The following is a 15086-nucleotide window of genomic DNA, read 5'->3' as shown; positions in this document are numbered from 1 at the left end:
TCGACGTTCGTGTGCGGGATGGGGATCGCTCGGCTCGTCTGTCGGCGCTATCCGCAGATCCATGCTTGTCGGTCCCTCCACCCTGGCTCCTACATACCTCGTAGGAGCCGGGAGGAACATACAAGCCCATGCTCGGCTCAGTGCCAACCAAGGTTGGCATCTACCAGAGCGGTAGAGCGTGCCGACCAACGGTCGGCACCCACGGTAGCGCCGGGCCATGCCCGGCGGGCGCGGTGATCGCGCGGATGTAGAACCGAGCCCATGCTCGGCTCAGTGCCAACCAAGGTTGGCACCTACCAGAGCGGTAGAGCGTGCCGACCAACGGTCGGCACCCACGGTAGCGCCGGGCCATGCCCGGCGGGCGCGGTGATCGCGCGGATGTAGAGCCGAGCCCATGCTCGGCTCAGTGCCAACCAAGGTTGGCACCTACCAGAGCGGTAGAGCGTGCCGACCAACGGTCGGCACCCACCAGGGCGGTGGTCGGCACCCACCGTTACCTCGGCAGCAGCGGCACCAGCAGGGCGTGGGCATCCACCAGCGAGCCGACGATGCGGTGGCCCAGCGCGCGCAGTTCTTCATCCGGATGCACCAGGTCCGGCACCTGGATCACGGTCATGCCCGCCGCCACGGCGGCACGCGTGCCGGCCGGTGAATCCTCCAGCGCCAGGCAGCGTTCCGGTGCCTTGTCCAGCCGCTGCGCGGCCAGCAGGTAGATGTCCGGCGCCGGCTTCGGGTGGGCCACGTCGCCACTGGTGATGACCGCATCGAAGTACGGCAGCAGGCCGGCCGCGGCCAGCTTGCGGTTGGCCCGCGGCTGCCGCGTGGTGGTCGCCACCGCGCGCGGAATGCCGTGCGCCTTCAGCAGTTCCAGCAGCTCCAGGATGCCCGGCCGCAACGGCAGACCGGACTGCGTGCGCGCTTCGTAGAGGTCGTGGCAGCGCGCCGCCATCGCCTCGATCATCGCGTCCGACACGCCCTGGCCGCGCAGCAGCGCCTGGCTGTCACGGTCACCCAGGCCGACCATGCGCACGAAGAACGTCGCGTCCAGCGGCAGCCCGAGTTCGGCGGCCGCCTCGCTCCAGCAGGCGATCGACACCCGCTCGCTGTCGATCATCAGGCCGTCCATGTCGAAGATGACGGCATCCGGGAGGAACGGCAGCGCAGCGAGGGAGGTCATGGAGCGAACAGGGTGTCCAGGTCGGTGGGGGTCAGCATCCGCCATTGGCCTTCGTCCAGCCCCTGCAGGTCCAGCCCGCCAACGCGGCTGCGGTGCAGGGCCTGCACGTGGTTGCCGACGGCGGCGAACATGCGACGTACCTGATGGTAGCGGCCTTCGTGCAGCACCAGGCGCGCCTTGCGCGGGCCCAGCACTTCCAGTTCAGCCGGCAGCAGGGGCGTCTTCTCCGCTTCCAGCATCAGCGTGCCGCTGGCGAACTGCGCGACTTCGTCACCGCGCAGATCTTCGGCCAGTTCCACGTCGTAGACCTTGGGCAGCTTCGACTTCGGCGAGATGATCCGGTGCAGCAGGCCACCGTCGTCGGTCAGCAGCAGCAGGCCGCTGGTCTCGCGGTCCAGGCGGCCGACGGTGGACAGCACCGGGTCGCGGTCGCGGAAGCGCGGCGGCAGCAGATCGTAGATCAGGCGGCCGGTGTCCTTGGTCGAACAGGTGTAGCCGGCCGGCTTGTACAGCGCCAGCGACAGGCCCACCGGCGGGTCCAGCGGCTCGCCATCAACGCGGATCGCCTCGTGCGGCACCTGGTCATCGGCGTACAGCACCTCGCCGTCAACATCGGTCACGCGGCCCTCGCGGAACATCCACTGCACCTGCTTGCGGCTGCCGTAGCCCAGGTTGGCGATCAGCTTGACCAGCTTCACTTGCTCTTCCCCTTCACCGCCTCGACCAGCTTGAAGCCATCGCGCTCGGCGATGACACGCACCGCGCCGAAGCTCTCGTTGAGCGTGTACTCGTACGGCAGGTGGCGGTTGGCCACCACGTACAGCCGGCCACCCGGGCGCAGCGCCTGCGCGGCCACGGCGATGAAGCGCTGGCCGATGTCCGGACGGTCGGCGCGCGACGGCGTGTGGAACGGCGGGTTGCTGATGATGACGTCGTAGCCCGGTTCGACGCCGGCGGTGACGTCGCGCCACAGGAAGCGCAGCGGCAGCGCGCGCGGCGGCGGCGCCAGGTTCAGTTCGGCCAGGGCCAGCGCACGCTGCTCGGCTTCATACAGGTCCAGCGCGGTGATCTTCGGGCAGCGCTCCAGCAGCTCGCGCGACAGGTAGCCGTAGCCGGCACCGAGATCGGCGGCACGGCCGGCCAGGTCGGCGGGCAGGTGCTCGGCCAGCAGCGCCGAGGCCGGGTCGATGCGGTCCCAGGCAAACACGCCCGGGCGGCTGAGGAACCGGCCGCCGACGATCGGACGCACCGCGTCCAGCGCGCTCCAGCGCTTGGCCAGGTCGACATCGTGCTGGCCGTGCAGCGGCGCGGTCCAGTACACGCGGCAGTGGTTCTTGGTCAGGCAGCCGCCAAGGCCGGTCAGCTGCTTGAGGTCGCCTTCGCCGGAGCGGGCGCCTTCGTTGTTGGACTGGCAGGCGACGATGCGGCCGCCCTCGGCCACCAGGGCCAGGGCGCGGGCGAACAGCGCGCGGGCTTCTTCACGCTGGCGCGGCGGCAGCACCAGCACCAGCGGGTAGCGGCCCTTGCCGGCGGCATCGTCGATCTGGCCGCTGACGGTCCAGCCGGCGGCCTGCTGCAGCGGCTCGGCAAACGGGGCGAAGCTCTGCTCGCAATGCACTTCGCGGTTGCCGGCGATCTCGCGCAGCGGCCAGCCATCGCGGGCACGGAGGAAGGCGACCGGGCCGTCGGGCCAGTGCAGGGTGCCGTTGCTGAACGGCAGGAGCAGGGTCTGCAGGGGGGCGTCGTTGCTGGAGGCCATCGGCGCGGGTACTTCAAGCGTAGGGCCGTCCATTGTACCGCCCTCGCCGGGCCGACCCCGGGAGGCCGCTTTGCGAAAGTTCAACGGGCTGTTGATGCGCCGACAACATCGAAGCGTTCAGGGTAAGGGCTCCCCCAGCAAACCCCAGGAGAACCTGCATGCGCGCCTTGTTCGTCGGTGGAGTGGTCGACAACAGTGAGATGGACCTGGAAGGCAGCCATCCGCCCGTGCATTACCCCGAGGACACCGGTGGTGGGCATTCGCGCTACCGCCTGCACCAGGTCGGCCATGGTGCGGATGGCAGCGTGGCCTATGCGGTATATGGGGCACCGGACCTCGCCGACGACGAAGTAGCGCGCGTGGCCGACGAACGTGCATACGCGCGCCGGTTCGAGGCAACGCCGACCGTGTTTGAGCATTGACGTCCCTGTAGCGCCCTGTAGCGCCCGAGCCCATGCTCGGGCGACCGCCCAGCCGGCAGCCGAGCGTGGGCTCGGCTCTACAACGGCCCAGCCGGCAGCCGAGCGTGGGCTCGGCTCTACATCGGATCAGGGCGCCTTCGGCGGCAACCGGCTGACACTGGCGATCTCGTCCAGCCAGACGTGGTGCTGTTGCGCCGGGTTGTCGTAGTCGTCCAGGCGCAGCTGGCCGTTGCTGCCTTCATCACCCGCTTCATTGCGGTACTGCTGCAGCGTCGGCCGCACGGCCACGGTGCCCAGCAGTCGACGGCCGTCATGCAGGGTAACCTGCACCTGCCATTCGCCATCCAGCTGCGGCAACAGGGCTTCCAGACGGGCAATCTGCACTGGATCGGTGTGGATGCGAGGCGCAATACGGGACATCGGTGAACCTCCTGGGTGCTCAGTGCAAAGCGTCGCTGCTGCGTTGCGGCTGCACGCTGCGCACGGCCGAGACCAGCTGCGCCACCGAGTACGGCTTGGCGACGTGTTCCTGGAAGCCCGAGGCCAGCGCGCGGCGGCGGTCATCGGCACGGGCCAGTGCGGTCACCGCTACGGCGGGAAGGTCGGTCGCCGCCACACCCATGTCCTCGCGCAGTGTGCGCATCAGGCCATAGCCGTCCATGCCCGGCATGCCGATGTCGGTCAGCATTACCTGGTACTGCAGGTGGCCGCTGTCGGCCAGCAGGGCCAGCGCTTCACCGGCCGAACTGACCGCCGAGACACTGGCGCCCTGCTCTTCCAGCATGCGCCGCAGGTATTCCAGCACTTCCGGCTGGTCGTCCACGGCCAGCACATGCAGGCCGCGCAGCGGATACGGCTCGACCACGGTCGGATCGAGGATCGGGCCGCTGAACACTTCGCGCAGAGGCCGGCGATCAGCATCGGGCAGGTACTGCGGCAGGCGCACGGTGAACGTCGAGCCATGACCATGGCCATCGCTGGCCGCGCTGACCGTGCCGCCGTGCAGTTCCACCAGCTGCTGCACGATGGCCAGACCCAGGCCCAGGCCGCCATGGCGGCGGGTAGTGGTTCCATCGGCTTGGCGGAAGCGGCTGAACAGATGGTGCAGGAACTCGGGCGCGATGCCGTCGCCGGTGTCGCGCAGGGTGATCGTCCAGTAGCCGCCATCGGCACGGACCTGCGCCTCGATACGTCCTTCGGCCGGGGTGAACTTGATGGCGTTGGACAGCAGGTTCCAGAACACCTGCTGCAGGCGCGTGGCATCGCCCAGCACCAGGCAGGGCTCGTCGGGCAGCTGCAGGCTGACATCCAGCGCCTTGCCCTCGGCCACCAGCTCCTGGGCACCGATGGCTTCGCCCAGGTGCGTGCGCAGGTCCAGCACTTCCACTTCGAGCTGCACCTTGCCCAGCAGCATGCTGCTCAGATCCAGCATGTCCGAGATCAGGCGCTTCTGCGCCGTGGCGCTGCTGGCGATCACGTTCAGGCCCTTGAACAGCGGGCTGGTGTTGTCCACCCGCTGCAGCAGCAGCTCGCTCCAGCCGAGGATGGTGGTCAGCGGCGTGCGCAGCTCGTGCGACAGCGTGGCCAGGAACTCGTCCTTCAGCCGCGCCATGTTTTCCGCGGCACTGCGCGCGGCACGCTCGGACTGCAGCAGCTCCTCGCGCGCCAGTTCAATCTCGCGGCGCTCGGTCACATCCGGGCTGCTGCCAGCCAGGCCGATGAAGCGACCCATGCGCGAGAAGCGCGGCCGTGCGTTCATTTCCAGCCAGCGCCACTGGCCGTCGGCCCGCCGCGCGCGCACCAGCGCATGCATCGAGCGCTGCACCGTCAGCGCTTCCTGCAGTTCGTATTCGAATACAGAAGCGTCGTCCGGATGCACCAGGCCACGCCAGACATCTTCCGGCACGCGGGTTTCGTCGCCACCGAAGAATTCGCTGAAGGCGCTGTTGACGAAACGCGCATGGCCTCGCTCGTCCAGCACCCAGACCGGCATCGGCAGGCCATCGGCCAGCGCGCTGAAACGCGCCTCGCTCTCGCCCAGCTCCACTTCGATCTGCTTGCGCGCGGTCACGTCGAAGAACAGGATGCCGACCTTGTCCTCGCCCGGCTCGCCCACGCGCACGGCGTCCACTGCGAACGAGCGGCCGAGTGCGCGTGCTTCCATCTCGAACTGCGCTGGCTGCCCGGTGCGCGCCACGTCGCCATAGATGCGAAACCAGTCGCGTTCGTGCTGCGGCTCCAGCGCGCTCATCCGCTTGCCCTGCGCACCTTTCAGGCCGGTGTGGCGCTCGAAGGCGTCGTTGACCTCGAGGAAGCGGTAGTCCACGGCCTGATCGCCTTCAAACAGCACCTGGATCACGCAGAAGCCGGCATGGATGTGCTTGAGCACGCCGTGATGCAGGTCGGATTCGGGCGCCGGCGCCTTCATGGGCGGGCGCTCCGCGAGGGGCGGCAGTGTGGACAAGGGCGTGGAGGACGGACCGGGTGGAGGGACAGCATCTTCCAGAGCGCGTATTCACAGCGTCAAGCGCCGTCAGTCAGGCTTGACGACCGTGAATTCGCGACAACTGCTGTCGTATATGACGCAATCGGCCATTGCTGGGACCCGGTCGCAGGATCACACTCGACCTGTGAACCGACACCGCCCCGATCACGGGACGCAGGAGACCGCCATGAACCGCTCGCTTTGCGCCGCCCTGCTGCTGGCAGGCGCCCTGGTCGTGGGCAGCGCCACCGCTGCGCCACGCACTGTCACCGATCCGCAGGCACCGCGGGCGCTGCAAGCCGATGGCCCGGTCAGCGTGAAATGGGACGATCCGGCCACCTTCACCGAGATCCGCCGCAGCACCAACCGCTTCGAGGCACAGCGCGGCGACTGGGTGCAGCAGCTGGCCCGCTACGTGCGGACCGCGGCGGCCAAGCCGTTGCAGCCGGGGCAGACCCTGGAGGTGACCCTGGTGGACATCAAGCGCGCCGGCGACTACGAGCCGTGGCACGGCCCGCGCGCCGACAACATCCGGATCATGCGCGACATCTACCCGCCGCGCATCACTCTGCAGTACACGCTGAAGGACGCCAGCGGCCGCATCGTCGACGAAGGCGAGGCCAAGCTGAGCGACAGCAGCTACCTGCACAACATCGGCATGCGCAGCGACAGCGACCCGCTGCGTTTCGAGAAGCGCCTGATCGATGACTGGGTGAAGCGCCAGTTGACCACGCAGGCGACCGCCGCGCGTTGATCAAAGGCCGCCGGGCATGGCCCGGCGCTACCGATGGCACCCCAGATCCAGGTACCGCCGGGCATGGCCCGGCGCACCGCAGACCCAGGTAGCGCCGGGCCATGCCCGGCGGTCATGAAGCGTGCATCCTGGCAGTGCCGGCCGCTGGCCGGCATCACCTCATTCCTGATAAACCCGGGCCACGCGCTTGACCGCGCACGGCAGCTGGTAGGCACTGACACCGCAGCGCGGGGCCAGTTCGGCCAGGGTCGGCGCCGTGCCCCACAGTTCCACCACGCTGCCGATGCCCGCCTGCGCATGCGCGGTCAGGTCCACGGTCAACATGTCCATCGAGACGCGGCCGATCAGCCCGCCGGGCTGGCCGTCGATCAGCACCGGGGTGCCGTTCGGCGCGAACTGCGGGTAGCCGTCGGCATAGCCCAGCGCGACCACGCCCACGCGGGTACGCGCCTTGGCCACGAAGCGTGCGCCGTACCCCACCGGTTCGCCGGCGTCGATCCAGCGCTCGGCGATCACCTTCGACTGCATGGTCATCACCGGGCGCAGGCGCTCGGTCAGCGCGGTGTCGTCCGGCAACGGGTTGGCCCCGTACAGCATCAGGCCCGGCCGCACCCAGTCGCTACGCACGTCCGGCCAGCCCAGCAGCGCCGGCGAGTTGCACACGCTGCTCTCGCCCTGCAGGCCTTCGATGGCCGCCTTGAAGGTCGAGGCCTGTTCGTGGGTGCGCTCGCTGTCCAGCTCATCGGCGCGCGCCAGGTGGGTCATCATCACGATGCGCTCGACCTGCGGCAGCGCCGACAGCCGTGCGTGCGCGGCGCGGAAGCCAGCCACGTCCAGCCCCAGCCGGTGCATGCCGCTGTCCAGCTTCAGCCACACCGTCAGCGGGCGCGGGCTGTCGAAGGCGGCCAGTGCCTCCAGCTGCCAGGCCGAACCCACCGAGAACCACAGGTCATGCTCGGCCACCAGCGGCAGTTCGCTGGCCTCGAAGATGCCTTCCAGCAGCAGGATCGGCGCACGGATGCCGGCCTGGCGCAGTTCCAGCGCTTCCTCGATCGTGGCCACGGCAAAGCCATCGGCCTGGCCTTCCAGCGCCTGTGCGCAGCGCACGGCGCCATGGCCGTAGGCATCGGCCTTGACCACTGCCAGCGCCTTGCCGCCGCCCAGCTCGCGGGCCAGCCGGTAGTTGCTGCGCAGCGCCCCCAGGTCGATCAGCGCGCGGGCAGGACGCATGCGCGGCTCTCCTGCTGCGGGGCCTGGCGGTACCGGCCGTAGCGGAAGATATCCAGGCCCTCGGTGCTGATCTGCGGCTGGCGCGCGCTCATCAGGTCGGCCAGGTAGCGGCCCGAGCCGCAGGCCATGGTCCAGCCCAGGGTGCCGTGGCCGGTGTTGAGGTACAGGTTGCGGAACGGGGTAGCGCCGATGACCGGCGTGCCGTCCGGGGTGGCCGGGCGCAGGCCGGTCCAGAAATCGGCCTTGGCCAGGTCGCCGCCCTTCGGATACAGGTCGCGCACCACCCGTTCCAGGGTCTCGCGGCGGCGCTGCGACAGCGACAGGTCGAAACCGGCCACTTCGGCCATGCCGCCCACGCGGATGCGGTTGTCGAAGCGGGTCACGGCGACCTTGTAGCTCTCGTCCAGGATGGTCGAGGTCGGCGCCATCGCCGGGTCGGTGATCGGCAGGGTCAGCGAATAGCCCTTCAGCGGGTACACCGGCAGGCGCATGCCCAGCGGCGCCACCATCTGCGGCGAATAGCTGCCCAGCGCGACCACGAAGCGGTCGGCGGTTTCCAGCCGGCCACCGATGCGCACGCCGGTGATGCGGTCGCCATCGAACTCCAGGCCGCTGATGTCCTGGTCGTAGCGGAACTCGACGCCGGCGTCGGCCGCCATCTGCGCCAGGCGGCGGGTGAACAGCTGGCAGTCGCCGGTCTGGTCACGCGGCAGGCGCAGCGCGCCCACCAGGCCATCGACGTGGGCCAGGGCCGGTTCGGCCTGGATGATGCCGGCGCGGTCCAGCACTTCGTACGGCACGCCGTACTGGGCCAGGATCTCGATGTCCTGCGCCGAGGCGTCCAGCTGCTGCTGGGTGCGGAACAGCTGGGTGGTGCCCAGGTCGCGGCCTTCGAACGCGATGCCGATCTGCGCGCGCAGCTCGTTCAGGCAGTCGCGGCTGTATTCGGACATGCGCACCATGCGCGCCTTGTTGATGGCGTAGCGCTCGTGGGTGCAGTTGCGCAGCATCTGCCACAGCCAGCGGTACTGGGCCAGGTCCATGCCCGGCTTGATCGCCAGCGGCGCATGCTTTTCGAACAGCCACCCGATTGCCTTCTTCGGCACGCCCGGGGCAGCCCACGGCGAGGTGTAGCCGAACGACAGCTGGCCGGCGTTGGCAAAACTGGTCTCCAGCGCGGGGCCGGGCTGGCGGTCGATGACCGTGACTTCAAAGCCGGCCTGCCGCAGGTACCAGGCACTGGTGGTGCCGATCACGCCGCTGCCGAGAACGAGGACTCGCATGGGAACTCTCCAACCCGATGATTCCCTGCGTTTGAGCACGCCGGGAGCATAATCGGGGAAGTATATTCTTCCGTTCCCAGACGATTTGCCTGATTTGGCGATCACAGGCAGGATGTTTTCCTGTGATTCACCCCTGGAGGTTGACGGCCATGGCCACACGCCCGCGCGAGCTGGACAAGATCGACCGCAAGATCCTGCGCATCCTGCAGGCCGAGGGCCGTATTTCCTTCACCGAGCTGGGTGAACGGGTCGGCCTGTCGACCACCCCCTGCACCGAGCGCGTGCGCCGGCTGGAGCGCGAAGGGGTCATCACCGGCTACCACGCGCACCTCGACCCGGCGGCACTGAAGGCCAGCCTGCTGGTGTTCGTGGAAATCAGCCTGGCCTACAAGTCCGGCGACATCTTCGAAGAATTCCGCCGCGCGGCGTTGAAGCTGCCCAACGTGCTGGAGTGCCACTTGGTGTCGGGCGATTTCGATTATCTGCTGAAGGCGCGCATCAGCGAGATGGCCAGCTACCGCAAGCTGCTGGGCAGCACCCTGCTGACCCTGCCGCACGTGCGCGAATCGAAGAGCTACATCGTGATGGAAGAAGTGAAGGAGACCTGGGCGCTGCCGATCGCGGATTGAGTGCGTCGGCCGGGCTGGGGTCAGAGCCCGCGTTGCGGGATCCGACCCCTGGTGTCGGTGAGGGTCAGAGCCCGCTGCGCAGGATCCGACCCCTGGCGTTGGTCAACGCTGCTGCGGGTGCTTCTGCGACCCCTGCTGGCGCTGCTCCTGCTGCTTGCCACCCTTCTGCGGCTGCTGCGCATCCATCTGCTGCTGTTGCTGCTGCGGGCTGCGGCTCTGGCCCTGCTGCTCCTTGCCGGGATGACGGTTCTGCTGGTTTTTCATGATCGCGATCCAGTGGACGAAGGACATGCAACGGCGGTTGCCGGTGCAGGGCCACGGTGGTCCCGACGGGGTTAATCGCAGGCGAAAAAACAGTAATCGGCAGGGCGTCGTTTTCGTGGGTTCAGGCCCGCCACGGCGCACATCACGGCTTGATCTGCTGCCCATCACCCGCCGGCACGCTGTCGTAGTAACGGCCGGTGCGCGAATCGAACACGCGGTTCGGGCTCGCCGGCTTCATCCCCGGCACGATGCGGCCGTTGCGGTCGTACACCTTGTCCGGTGCCCTCGTGGCCGGCGTCGATGCCGGTGCCACCTGCGCCGGGCCGGTCGAGCGGATCGGCTGCGCCGGCTGGCGCGGCACCTGCACCGGCAGTGCCGGGTTGGCGGGCTGCGGCGGCGCCTGCGGCGCGACCGGGGGCGGGTTCACGCTGTTCGTGCTGCGCGTGGCGGTCGGGCTGGAAGACGTGGGCACCTGGGCGTGGGCAGCCAGCGGCAGCAGGGCGGTCAACAACAGGGCAAGACGCGGTGTCATGGCACGCTCCATCGTGTGAGGCCCCCACCTTGCGCCGGGGCCTGTGTGCCGGCCATGAATGGCCATCACACTTGCAACGGTCGCCGCCCACCCCCACGTTTGCCGGCATCCCCAGGCCACACCCCACGGAGCCGGCATGAGCGCTTTCGACCTGACGCCCCCCACCGCCACCCAGACCGACGCCCTGGTGGCCGGCCTGAGCGGCGAGGAACGCCGCGTGCTGCTGCAGCACGGCACCGAGGCCCCGTTCTGCGGCGTGTTCCTCGACAACAAGCGCGAGGGCGTCTACTGCTGCCGCCTGTGCGCGCTGCCGCTGTTCCGCTCCAGCACCAAGTTCGATTCGGGCACCGGCTGGCCCAGCTTCTTCGCGCCCTACGACCCGGCGCACGTGACCGAGATCCGCGACACCAGCCACGGCATGGTCCGTACCGAGATCACCTGCGCCCGCTGCGGCAGCCACCTGGGCCATGTGTTCCCGGACGGCCCGCCGCCCACCTTCGAGCGCCACTGCTTGAACTCGGTCTCACTTTCCTTCGTCGGCAACGGCGAGCCGTGGCCCAATCCCCTGCAGCGTGAAGGCGCAGAGGCTGGAACGGCGGGCTGATCACCCCCGCTGACCGACTTCACAGAATTCCCTCTTCAGAAACACCGGTGTCAGGCCGACAAGGAGATATCCCCCCTCCTTGCGTCGCGTCATGCTCATCATCGTTGGATTCCTGGTCGTCATCATCAGCGTCCTCGGCGGCTACCTGGGCGCCCACGGCCGCCTGGGTGCCCTCTGGCAGCCCTACGAACTGGTCATCATCGGCGGCGCGGCCGTCGGTGCGTTCCTGGTCGGCACCCCGGCCAAGACGGTCAAGCAGACGCTGCAGGCGGCCATCGGCGTGTTCAAGGGCCCGCGCTACAAGCAGCAGGACTACATCGACGTCCTCAGCCTGCTCTATGAACTGCTGAACAAGGCCCGCCGCGAAGGCTTCATGTCGCTGGAAGAGCACGTCGAGCGCCCGGCCGAGAGCGCCCTGTTCGCCAACTACCCGAAGGTGCAGGCCGACCATCACCTGATCGACTTCATCACCGACTGCCTGCGCCTGATGATCGGCAGCAACATCGAGCCGCACGAACTTGAGCCGCTGCTGGAACTGGAGCTGGAAAAGCACCACGCCGAAGCGATGGCGCCCTCGCAGGTGATGAACAAGGTGGCCGACGGACTGCCCGGTTTCGGCATCGTGGCGGCGGTGCTGGGCATCGTCATCACCATGGGCTCGATCGGCGGCGACATCGTCGAAGTGGGTGGCCACGTGGCGGGCGCCCTGGTCGGTACCTTCCTCGGCATCCTGCTGGGCTACGGTTTCATTGGCCCGATGGCCTCGGCGATGGAAGCGCGCGCCGAGCAGGACAGCCGCATCTACGAATCGGTGAAGACCGCCCTGCTGGCCTGCCTGCGCGGCTACAACCCGAAGATCGCCCTGGAATTCGCCCGCAAGACCCTGCCGTCGAACGTGCGCCCGGCGTTCTCCGATTTCGAGCAGCACCTGAAGACGGTCAAGTAAGCCATGGCCGAGAACAAGCCCACCGTCATCGTCCGCCGGGTCAGGAAGGGCGGCCATGCCGCCCATCACGGCGGTTCGTGGAAAGTGGCCTACGCCGACTTCGTGACCGCGATGATGGCCTTCTTCCTGGTGCTGTGGCTGATGGCCAGCACCAGCAAGCCCGAGCGCGCGGCGATCTCCGAATACTTCCGCAACCCCAGCCCGCTGGCTGGGCAGAGTCCCACGCCCGCACCGGGCATGGCCGGCCCCGGCGGCGCCAGCACCTCGATGATCAAGCTGGGCGGCGCCACCGATGTGTCCCGCGGCAACAGCAACGACCCCTTCCAGAACCAGCAGGAAGCGATCCCGCAGCCGGTGGACCAGCAGCAGCGCGACAAGCAGCAGCTGGAAGCGCTGATGAAGGAGCTGCAGGAAGCGATCAGCAGGAGCCAGGCGCTGGAGCCGTTCAAGGACCAGCTGCTGCTGGACCTGACTCCGGAAGGCCTGCGCATCCAGATCGTGGACAAGCAGAACCGGCCGATGTTCGACCTCGGCAGCGCCACGCTGAAGCCCTATACCCAGCAGATCCTGCACGAGCTGGCCGAGTACCTGAACCACGTGCCGAACCGGATCAGCCTGACCGGCCACACCGATATCACCGCCTATTCGGCCGCGCGTGGCTATGGCAACTGGGAACTGAGCGCCGACCGCGCCAACGCCGCGCGCCGTGCGCTGGTCGATGGCGGCATGGACGACAGCAAGATCACCCGCGTGGTCGGCCTGTCCTCCTCGGTGCTGTTCGACAAGGCCGACCCGCAGAATCCGATCAACCGCCGCATCAGCATCGTGGTGATGACCAAGGCCGCCGAAGAAGCCGCCCTGGCTGGCGCCGGCCCGCAGGTGGGGCTGTCGGCCGCCGTGGCCGACCCGGACGTGCAGGCCGCGCAGGGTGAGGCCGCGGGCGGGGTCGGATCCCTTTCCCCCGGAAAGGGCGCTGACCCCTGATCGGCCTCCGCCGGGCATGGCCCGGCGCTACCTTGGGGCGCCACGATCCGGTAGCGCCGGGCCATGCCCGGCGAGCGCGGCGTTTCGGTAGCGCCGGGCCATGCCCGGCGAGCGCGCAGCGCGGCACCCAGTACAATGGCGGTCTTTCCTCTCCAGGTGACCCCACCCCATGTCCCAGAACTCCAAGGCCAAGCGCGACAAGCGCAAGAAGCAGCAGGCCAAGCGTCCGTTCCTGCGCCTGAATGCCCAGCAGCAGGTGCAGAACCACGCCGTGCTGACCAACGAAGACGGCCAGGCCGTGGCCGCCATCGGCCTGCAGGGCCGCGAGTGGCTGCTGGCCATCGGTGGCCAGACCATGGGCAACGCCGACAACCCGGTGCCGATGCTGGCCATGCTCAAGCACCTGTCCAACGTGCAGGAAAAGGAAGGCCGCACGGTCAACCTTGAATATTCCGAGCTGATGCAGAAGCTGCTGGACACCCTGGCTGCCGAAGCCGGCCAGACCGCTGACGAGTACCTGGACAAGCTGGTGGCCGAGTTCGAAACCGAGCAGGCCGAAGAAGGCGAAGAAGGCGAAGACGCCGCTGAAGGCGACGTGGTTGAAGCCGCTGCCGACGCCGAGGCCGCTCCGGCCGACGCCGCCGACACCGACGGCAAGCCGCAGGCCTGAACCGGCCGCGGCGGTGGCGGTCTACGTCGATGACGCGGTGCATCCCTGGCGCGGACAGCGCTGGGCGCACCTGATGGCCGACACCCTGGCCGAGCTGCACGCGATGGCGGCGCAGCTCGGCATTCCGCCGCGGGCCTTCCAGAACAAGGCCAGCGGCGCTCACTACGATGTCAACGCGGACCTGCGCACGCAGGCGATCGCCCTCGGCGCACGCGCCATTTCCCGGCATACCGACCGCGAGCTAGTGAAAGCCGTGATCGCCAACGCACGGGCGCAGTACCGGCCGTAGGCCGGTACGGGTAGCGCCGGGCCATGCCCGGCGAGCGCGCAGCGCGGTGAGAGGCCGCCGGGCATGGCCCGGCGCTACCGATCAGAACGGGTCGCTGCCCAGCCGCACTTCCAGATTCAGCAGGGAGCACAGCGCCAGCAGTGCGTCGTCGTCGCGGGTCAGCGCCATCCAGCCGGTGAAGCCGTCGCTGCCCGCATCCACGCTCCACAGCGTGTAGTTGTGCTCGCGCAGGCGGTCGAAGGCGGTGGACATCAGCTGCACGCCGTCCAGGTCGGCAGCAAAATCCTCGTCGTCCAGGTCGCCGCCCCAGTCCAGCTGCAGGTTGAAGCGCGCCGACAGCTCGTTCACCGCCGACTGCAGCGATTCCAGGTCATCACGCTCGACCTCGAAGCCCGACTGCCAGGCGATGGCCGTGAACAGCGCCGGCACCCAGTCGCTGTCCGCTTCCAGCGGCTGCCCGTTCTCGGCCAGGTGCTCGCGCCAGCGGTTGAACTGCTGCAGCGCCAGTTCCTCGTCGCCCGGATTGATCAGGACCAGCAGGTTCCAGACCCGCGCCTCGAAGTCGTCCTCGTCGAAATCGTGGGCGTCTTCTTCGAAGTCGAAATAATCGCTGTTGTCGGGCATGGCGGGCACTCCTTGGGGCAGGCCGGCATTCTACGGTTTATCCTGTGCCGCTGAAGCCGGCCTTGGTGGCCGTCACTGTGAATGAAGCGATGAGCGATACCCCTCCCGACCACCTGGCGATCAACCCGGCCAGCCCCTTCCACGATGCCAAGGCGCTGGAGCGCGGCGTTGGCGTGCGTTTCAACGACATCGAGCGCGACAACGTCGAGGAATACTCGATCAGCGAAGGCTGGATCCGCGTCCAGGCCGGCAAGGCCCGCGACCGCCGCGGCAACCCGATGACCATGAAGGTCAATGGCAAGGTCGAGGCGTACTTCCTGGACCAGAAGCCGGAATAACCCGCGCCGTGGGATCGGTAGAGTCGAGGGGGGGGGGGGGGGGGGGGGGGGGGGGGGGGGGGAAGGGGGGCGCGTAAGAGAGGGGGCGGGGGGTGT

19 protein-coding genes are annotated in these 15086 nt (G+C 68.5%); 9 read left to right on the top strand and 10 right to left on the bottom strand.

The features are described from left to right. Positions 1 to 493: 493 nt before the first annotated feature. Genes FJU31_RS13230 through FJU31_RS13220 form a run of 3 tightly spaced genes read right to left on the bottom strand, consistent with a single transcriptional unit; the run spans position 494 to position 2936 of the window. A complete protein-coding gene (locus tag FJU31_RS13230; protein WP_150455162.1) occupies positions 494 to 1177 on the bottom strand; it encodes an HAD family hydrolase in 684 nt (227 codons plus the stop codon). Then, on the bottom strand, positions 1174 to 1875 hold the full coding sequence (locus tag FJU31_RS13225; protein WP_150455161.1) for a pseudouridine synthase: 702 nt from the start codon (positions 1873 to 1875) through the stop codon (positions 1174 to 1176). Before FJU31_RS13225 ends, FJU31_RS13230 begins: the two co-directional genes overlap by 4 nt. Next, positions 1872 to 2936, bottom strand: a complete 1065-nt coding sequence (locus FJU31_RS13220) for a class I SAM-dependent methyltransferase (protein ID WP_150455160.1) — start codon at positions 2934 to 2936, stop codon at positions 1872 to 1874. Before FJU31_RS13220 ends, FJU31_RS13225 begins: the two co-directional genes overlap by 4 nt. Before the next feature lie 158 nt (positions 2937 to 3094). Here FJU31_RS13220 and FJU31_RS13215 point away from each other — a divergent pair, with 158 nt between their 5' ends. Beyond that, the gene (locus FJU31_RS13215) at positions 3095 to 3358 is read left to right on the top strand and encodes a hypothetical protein (protein WP_108767606.1); all 264 of its coding nucleotides are present in this window, start codon (positions 3095 to 3097) and stop codon (positions 3356 to 3358) included. 126 nt (positions 3359 to 3484) lie between these two features. On the opposite strand, the gene FJU31_RS13210 is transcribed toward FJU31_RS13215, so the two are convergent. Beyond that, complete coding sequence (locus tag FJU31_RS13210) at positions 3485 to 3778, bottom strand: DUF3247 family protein (RefSeq protein WP_150455159.1); 294 nt, start codon at positions 3776 to 3778, stop codon at positions 3485 to 3487. Between the two features lie 19 nt (positions 3779 to 3797). Beyond that, positions 3798 to 5786, bottom strand: a complete 1989-nt coding sequence (locus FJU31_RS13205) for a hybrid sensor histidine kinase/response regulator (protein ID WP_150455158.1) — start codon at positions 5784 to 5786, stop codon at positions 3798 to 3800. A 244-nt stretch (positions 5787 to 6030) separates the two neighbouring features. Here FJU31_RS13205 and FJU31_RS13200 point away from each other — a divergent pair, with 244 nt between their 5' ends. Next, positions 6031 to 6597 (top strand): DUF3016 domain-containing protein, encoded by a 567-nt coding sequence (locus tag FJU31_RS13200; protein ID WP_150455157.1) that lies wholly within the window; start codon positions 6031 to 6033, stop codon positions 6595 to 6597. A gap of 159 nt (positions 6598 to 6756) precedes the next feature. On the opposite strand, the gene alr is transcribed toward FJU31_RS13200, so the two are convergent. Together alr and FJU31_RS13190 are read right to left on the bottom strand one after the other, a co-directional pair. Beyond that, complete coding sequence (gene alr / locus FJU31_RS13195; protein ID WP_150455156.1) at positions 6757 to 7827, bottom strand: alanine racemase; 1071 nt, start codon at positions 7825 to 7827, stop codon at positions 6757 to 6759. Beyond that, a complete protein-coding gene (locus FJU31_RS13190; RefSeq protein WP_150455155.1) occupies positions 7806 to 9110 on the bottom strand; it encodes a D-amino acid dehydrogenase in 1305 nt (434 codons plus the stop codon). Before FJU31_RS13190 ends, alr begins: the two co-directional genes overlap by 22 nt. Before the next feature lie 149 nt (positions 9111 to 9259). On the opposite strand from FJU31_RS13190, the gene FJU31_RS13185 reads away from it, so the two are divergent. Next, positions 9260 to 9739, top strand: a complete 480-nt coding sequence (locus FJU31_RS13185; protein ID WP_108766941.1) for a winged helix-turn-helix transcriptional regulator — start codon at positions 9260 to 9262, stop codon at positions 9737 to 9739. Positions 9740 to 9841: 102 nt separating this feature from the next. Here FJU31_RS13185 and FJU31_RS13180 read toward each other — a convergent pair whose 3' ends face one another. Together FJU31_RS13180 and FJU31_RS13175 are read right to left on the bottom strand one after the other, a co-directional pair. Next, entirely contained in the window at positions 9842 to 10030 is a 189-nt protein-coding gene (locus tag FJU31_RS13180; protein ID WP_108767601.1) for a lana protein, read from the bottom strand. A 115-nt stretch (positions 10031 to 10145) separates the two neighbouring features. Continuing rightward, positions 10146 to 10535: a classical arabinogalactan protein 4 gene (locus tag FJU31_RS13175; RefSeq protein WP_150455154.1), complete on the bottom strand. Its 390-nt coding sequence runs from the start codon at positions 10533 to 10535 to the stop codon at positions 10146 to 10148. A 136-nt stretch (positions 10536 to 10671) separates the two neighbouring features. Between FJU31_RS13175 and msrB the strand changes: the two genes are divergently transcribed. From msrB to FJU31_RS13150, 5 genes are all read left to right on the top strand, one after another. Beyond that, positions 10672 to 11139, top strand: a complete 468-nt coding sequence (gene msrB, locus FJU31_RS13170) for a peptide-methionine (R)-S-oxide reductase MsrB (protein ID WP_150455153.1) — start codon at positions 10672 to 10674, stop codon at positions 11137 to 11139. Between the two features lie 91 nt (positions 11140 to 11230). Continuing rightward, positions 11231 to 12085, top strand: a complete 855-nt coding sequence (gene motA, locus FJU31_RS13165) for a flagellar motor stator protein MotA (protein ID WP_150455152.1) — start codon at positions 11231 to 11233, stop codon at positions 12083 to 12085. Positions 12086 to 12088: 3 nt separating this feature from the next. Next, positions 12089 to 13069: a flagellar motor protein MotB gene (gene motB / locus FJU31_RS13160; protein WP_150455151.1), complete on the top strand. Its 981-nt coding sequence runs from the start codon at positions 12089 to 12091 to the stop codon at positions 13067 to 13069. Between the two features lie 169 nt (positions 13070 to 13238). Continuing rightward, on the top strand, positions 13239 to 13739 hold the full coding sequence (locus tag FJU31_RS13155) for a hypothetical protein (protein WP_150455150.1): 501 nt from the start codon (positions 13239 to 13241) through the stop codon (positions 13737 to 13739). Positions 13740 to 13752: 13 nt separating this feature from the next. Next, complete coding sequence (locus FJU31_RS13150; RefSeq protein WP_150455149.1) at positions 13753 to 14028, top strand: DUF4031 domain-containing protein; 276 nt, start codon at positions 13753 to 13755, stop codon at positions 14026 to 14028. Positions 14029 to 14109: 81 nt separating this feature from the next. Here FJU31_RS13150 and FJU31_RS13145 read toward each other — a convergent pair whose 3' ends face one another. Next, entirely contained in the window at positions 14110 to 14652 is a 543-nt protein-coding gene (locus FJU31_RS13145) for a DUF6630 family protein (RefSeq protein WP_150455148.1), read from the bottom strand. A gap of 89 nt (positions 14653 to 14741) precedes the next feature. On the opposite strand from FJU31_RS13145, the gene FJU31_RS13140 reads away from it, so the two are divergent. Continuing rightward, positions 14742 to 14990, top strand: coding sequence for a DUF3297 family protein (locus FJU31_RS13140; protein ID WP_108767593.1), 249 nt, complete (start codon positions 14742 to 14744; stop codon positions 14988 to 14990). Positions 14991 to 15086 lie beyond the last annotated feature (96 nt).

This window comes from Stenotrophomonas cyclobalanopsidis, assembly GCF_008710035.1.
GTDB classification, from domain to species: Bacteria; Pseudomonadota; Gammaproteobacteria; order Xanthomonadales; family Xanthomonadaceae; genus Stenotrophomonas; species Stenotrophomonas cyclobalanopsidis.
The sequence above is the reverse complement of the archived record's forward strand: the minus strand, read 5'-3'. Positions and strand labels throughout refer to the sequence as shown.

What these genes read in the sequence shown, in the direction of transcription:
- FJU31_RS13180 (WP_108767601.1), bottom strand. Translation starts at nt 10,030, where the DNA reads ATGTCCTTCGTCCACTGGATCGCGATCATGAAAAACCAGCAGAACCGT.
- FJU31_RS13200 (WP_150455157.1), top strand. Translation starts at nt 6,031, where the DNA reads ATGAACCGCTCGCTTTGCGCCGCCCTGCTGCTGGCAGGCGCCCTGGTC.
- alr (WP_150455156.1), bottom strand. Translation starts at nt 7,827, where the DNA reads ATGCGTCCTGCCCGCGCGCTGATCGACCTGGGGGCGCTGCGCAGCAAC.
- FJU31_RS13185 (WP_108766941.1), top strand. Translation starts at nt 9,260, where the DNA reads ATGGCCACACGCCCGCGCGAGCTGGACAAGATCGACCGCAAGATCCTG.
- FJU31_RS13175 (WP_150455154.1), bottom strand. Translation starts at nt 10,535, where the DNA reads ATGACACCGCGTCTTGCCCTGTTGTTGACCGCCCTGCTGCCGCTGGCT.
- FJU31_RS13210 (WP_150455159.1), bottom strand. Translation starts at nt 3,778, where the DNA reads ATGTCCCGTATTGCGCCTCGCATCCACACCGATCCAGTGCAGATTGCC.
- FJU31_RS13220 (WP_150455160.1), bottom strand. Translation starts at nt 2,936, where the DNA reads ATGGCCTCCAGCAACGACGCCCCCCTGCAGACCCTGCTCCTGCCGTTC.
- FJU31_RS13145 (WP_150455148.1), bottom strand. Translation starts at nt 14,652, where the DNA reads ATGCCCGACAACAGCGATTATTTCGACTTCGAAGAAGACGCCCACGAT.
- motA (WP_150455152.1), top strand. Translation starts at nt 11,231, where the DNA reads ATGCTCATCATCGTTGGATTCCTGGTCGTCATCATCAGCGTCCTCGGC.
- FJU31_RS13155 (WP_150455150.1), top strand. Translation starts at nt 13,239, where the DNA reads ATGTCCCAGAACTCCAAGGCCAAGCGCGACAAGCGCAAGAAGCAGCAG.
- FJU31_RS13215 (WP_108767606.1), top strand. Translation starts at nt 3,095, where the DNA reads ATGCGCGCCTTGTTCGTCGGTGGAGTGGTCGACAACAGTGAGATGGAC.
- FJU31_RS13205 (WP_150455158.1), bottom strand. Translation starts at nt 5,786, where the DNA reads ATGAAGGCGCCGGCGCCCGAATCCGACCTGCATCACGGCGTGCTCAAG.
- FJU31_RS13230 (WP_150455162.1), bottom strand. Translation starts at nt 1,177, where the DNA reads ATGACCTCCCTCGCTGCGCTGCCGTTCCTCCCGGATGCCGTCATCTTC.
- FJU31_RS13140 (WP_108767593.1), top strand. Translation starts at nt 14,742, where the DNA reads ATGAGCGATACCCCTCCCGACCACCTGGCGATCAACCCGGCCAGCCCC.
- msrB (WP_150455153.1), top strand. Translation starts at nt 10,672, where the DNA reads ATGAGCGCTTTCGACCTGACGCCCCCCACCGCCACCCAGACCGACGCC.
- motB (WP_150455151.1), top strand. Translation starts at nt 12,089, where the DNA reads ATGGCCGAGAACAAGCCCACCGTCATCGTCCGCCGGGTCAGGAAGGGC.
- FJU31_RS13190 (WP_150455155.1), bottom strand. Translation starts at nt 9,110, where the DNA reads ATGCGAGTCCTCGTTCTCGGCAGCGGCGTGATCGGCACCACCAGTGCC.